The sequence below is a fragment of the Phyllobacterium sp. P5_D12 genome (assembly GCF_054049495.1).
In genome coordinates, this window is record NZ_JBFUMG010000445.1 from 1 (window position 1) to 3,691 (window position 3,691).

Annotated in this window: 5 protein-coding genes and 1 pseudogene; 1 reads left to right on the top strand and 5 read right to left on the bottom strand. The window is 53.4% G+C overall.

All coding sequences use genetic code 11. The features are described 5' to 3' along the window. Window positions 1-380 (top strand): annotated as a pseudogene (locus ACXJ5O_RS21425) (penicillin-binding protein 1C); the annotation flags it as partial. Window positions 381-426: 46 nt separating this feature from the next. Here ACXJ5O_RS21425 and ACXJ5O_RS21430 read toward each other — a convergent pair. The 5 genes from ACXJ5O_RS21430 to ACXJ5O_RS21450 form a co-directional block, all read right to left on the bottom strand. Then, a complete protein-coding gene (locus ACXJ5O_RS21430) occupies window positions 427-762 on the bottom strand; it encodes an RcnB family protein (RefSeq protein ID WP_112525901.1) in 336 nt (111 codons plus the stop codon). 161 nt (window positions 763-923) lie between these two features. Next, window positions 924-2,180, bottom strand: coding sequence for a D-amino acid dehydrogenase (locus ACXJ5O_RS21435; protein WP_457301654.1), 1,257 nt, complete (start codon window positions 2,178-2,180; stop codon window positions 924-926). A gap of 234 nt (window positions 2,181-2,414) precedes the next feature. Then, window positions 2,415-2,624, bottom strand: coding sequence for a cold-shock protein (locus ACXJ5O_RS21440; protein ID WP_091881096.1), 210 nt, complete (start codon window positions 2,622-2,624; stop codon window positions 2,415-2,417). Between the two features lie 346 nt (window positions 2,625-2,970). Next, window positions 2,971-3,234: a hypothetical protein gene (locus ACXJ5O_RS21445; RefSeq protein ID WP_457301655.1), complete on the bottom strand. Its 264-nt coding sequence runs from the start codon at window positions 3,232-3,234 to the stop codon at window positions 2,971-2,973. Window positions 3,235-3,285: 51 nt separating this feature from the next. Continuing rightward, window positions 3,286-3,495, bottom strand: coding sequence for a hypothetical protein (locus ACXJ5O_RS21450; protein WP_457301656.1), 210 nt, complete (start codon window positions 3,493-3,495; stop codon window positions 3,286-3,288). Between the last annotated feature and the right edge of the window lie 196 nt (window positions 3,496-3,691).

The window sequence follows — 3,691 nt, forward strand, 5'->3', positions numbered from 1 at the left end:
CCATTACGCCTCTGCAGYCCGCTCCAGCTGGCGCTACCCGCATAGCGCAGGCGCAATTGCCGATCAGCCAGCGGCGGTTTTCGATGAACTCGAGTGGCTTGCTTGCTTCCTCGACGCGAGAACCAGCACCGCAGATCGTCTATCCGCCTGAAGGCGCACGCATCGAGCTTGGTGCAACAACAGGCGGTGAAATCATGCCGCTGGCGCTGAAACTGCAAGGCGGCCGCGCGCCCTTCCGTTGGCTGGCCAATGGCAAACCCTTGCCGGAAACATCACGCCGCCGCGTCAACCAGTGGGTTCCTGACGGCGGTGGATATTCGACGCTCACAGTCATCGATTCAGTCGGCCGCGCGGCGAGTGTTCGGGTGTTTGCCGATTGAATATGAAAGGGCGGCGCAAGCGCCGCCTTTTCAAAATAGTTTCCGATCAGCGGGCCTGAACGAGTGCTGAAATGATACCCGAAGTGATGCTGATCAAAGCATAATCATTGTCGGCCTTGACCCACTGGTAACCGCGCGGTGGCGTCTTCAGATGATAGCGGTGATAATCGCGTACTACATTGCGGCGGTAGTTCGAGGGGAGTGCGTGGCCACGCGACCAGCGGGTCTTTTTCACCACCACGGTTTTCGTAACAACCCGCTTCTTTACCACGCGGTCCTGCTGATGACCGTAATGGCCACCCTTGTAATTCTGTTGTTGGGCGAACGCCGCAGGGGTAGCGATCAGGGAGATGGCAAGTGCTGCCAGAGCGATCTTTTTCATTTCGTTTCCTCGTCAGTAGCGCGGCTTGATTTAAACCACGGGTTGTCTTGGGACACTCCGGTTTTATGCCTGACGAGATGAACGAAAACTGAATATCAATCTAAACAATTTGTAATGTTTTAAATGGTTTATCGGAGCTTTTTGAAGCCGGCGAATGAATATCAGCCGTAACGGCTGATATTCAGGGGCAGCGGGTCCACATCCGGCGATTTACCGGAAATTATATCGGCGAGCACGCGGCCAGAGCCGCAGGACATTGTCCAGCCAAGTGTGCCGTGGCCGGTGTTGAGATAGAGATTCGAGTACCTCGTACCGCCTCCTATGATGGGTGGACCATCCGGCGTCATCGGTCGCAAGCCCGCCCAAAAGCTTGCCTTGCTCAAATCGCCACCTTTCGGAAACAGATCGCCGACGGAATGTTTCAGCGTCGCCTGCCGTGCATCACGCAAAGCGAGATCGTAGCCCGAAATCTCTGCGGTACCGCCAGCGCGAATCCGGTCGCCGAGCCGCGTGATGGCAACCTTGTACGTTTCATCCATGATGGTTGAAACAGGAGCCGCGTCAGCGTCGGTGATCGGAACTGTGATGGAATATCCCTTCACCGGATAGACCGGAATATGCACACCGATACTCCGCAACAGGAATGGCGAGTAGCTACCGAATGCAACGACATAGGCGTCTGCCGTCAGTTCCTCCGTTTCGGTCGATACGCTGGCGATACGGTTCGTGCTGGTGTTGATCGAGGTGATCGTGGTGTTGAACCGGAATTTTACTCCGGCGTCGGCACAGAGAGCCGCGAGCTTCTCGGTAAACATCTGGCAGTCGCCGGTTTCATCGCCGGGCAGCCTGAGACCGCCAACAAACTTGCCGTTGACATTGGCCAGTGCCGGTTCGGCCGCAACACATCCCGCAGGATCCAGAAGCTCGTAAGGTACGCCAAATCCCTTCAATATTTCGATGTCGCTGGCACTTCCGTCATATTGCTTCTGCGTGCGGAACAGCTGCAAAGTTCCCTGCGTGCGTTCATCATAGGGAATGGAGACCTCCGAACGCAGCGCCTTAAGGCAATCGCGGCTGTATTCAGCGATTGGGACCATGCGTGACTTGTTGCGGGCATAACGCACAGACGTGCAGTTGCGCAGCATCTTGACCAGCCAAAGCGCCATGTAGGGGTCAAATTTTGGTCTAACGACGAGCGGACCGAAATGCATCAGCATCCATTTGATTGCCTTGACCGGGACGCCGGGTCCGGCCCATGGCGAGGAATATCCCGGCGATATTTCTCCGGCGTTGGCAAAGCTCGTCTCGCGCGCCGGTCCGGGCTGGCGGTCGATGACAGTGACCTCATGGCCAGCCTGCGCCAGATACCAGGCCGATGTGACGCCGACGACGCCACTGCCAAGGACGAGTACTTTCATAGCCGGGAGACTCCTTCAAAAAATTCAAAACCTGAAGACGACTCGCACTGTGTGTTGGCGAATTGTTTCTTTCCAGACATTTCTTTCGTCAGGCGCGGAAATGTCTGGGTTTTCTGGCGCCATAGGCAAAATCTGGACAAAATAAAAGGCCGGGAAAACCCGACCTTCTCAAATTCGTCTCTGCTATCAGTGCCAGTACATCCGTGGTCAAAGACCGCGAAGACGAATTATTTATCAGCCAGCCTGAAGCTGATCAGCAGTCATCTTGCCGGACTTGTTGTCACGGACCAATTCGAAGCTGATCTTCTGACCGTCATTGAGGCTGCGCATACCAGCGCGCTCAACGGCAGAGATGTGTACGAATACATCTGCTGAACCATCATCTGGTTGAATGAAGCCGAAGCCTTTTGTGGAATTGAACCACTTTACTGTTCCAGTGCTCATGATGAACCCTTTCAATGGAAATATTTTAATACAGGGCACGACGCGCCATGCAGTTTTTAGCTCGATTTTTGAAGAAGGATCTTTCAGAGCGCCTGTGGCGCAATAAAACTAATTACAAACTACCAAATACCGATGGTGGATACATAGTGCTAAGCGCTTGTTTCGTCAATGCCAACGCCTGAGAAATAATCTCGAAAGACTAAACTAAAGTCTATTCCCCAGTCTTTTCGGGGCTTTCTATTTCGAAATATTTTCGCCAGCCGGCATTGGTACGCGAATATAAGACGGCAACCGATTCGTCATTGCACGCGCAATCGAGTGACGCCCAGAGCTCGGATAGTAATAACTACTTGGCTTTGGCAGCTGGCCGGCTGGTCTTCTTTGCTTTTGGAGCGGCCGGTGGACGGGCAGCGATTTCTGCTTGCTCTTCAGCTTCCTTCGCAAGCCGCAAAGCCTTGAGACGTGCCGTCTTGCTTTCCCACTTATGTGTTTCATCATTGATGATTGCAGAAGCAGCAGCGGTGGTTGCCAGACTTTTCTGTTCCGAAGGGCTCAAGACCCGTTTCGGGTGGACGCCAACTTCAGGCATCTGTTTTGGACTATGTTTCATTGCATCTCGCATTATTGGATATACAACCATCGCACGCGAAACCTTCCAAGTCTATCGTGCTGTCGTTTGACGCGTCGAACCTGTTCCGGGTTTCCAGCCTCGGGCAAACCCATAGGACATGGCGAGGGAAGCATACTCGATTTCCCGCAAAAGGAATTCCCGCTCCGCCAGCAGGGCGCCGATTGTCGCCCGTGCGTCGCCCTGGTGATATGCAAGAGCCTCTTCGATTTCGTCGTCTGGTTGCTTGGATATGGCGTTCATCAGAATCTCCTTTTTCAGAAAGATTGCCACAACCGCGCATATATGAAAAGGAATTTGTTCCTGTTTTGTTCACATTTTGGACGGCGCACAATCAACCCGAAAACGGTTGTGAAAGACATTTGGCGAAATTAGAATTCGAACCAGCAGAAAGGGATAAGCTGCATGGGGAAAGTAATTGTCTCGTTTACGATGTCGC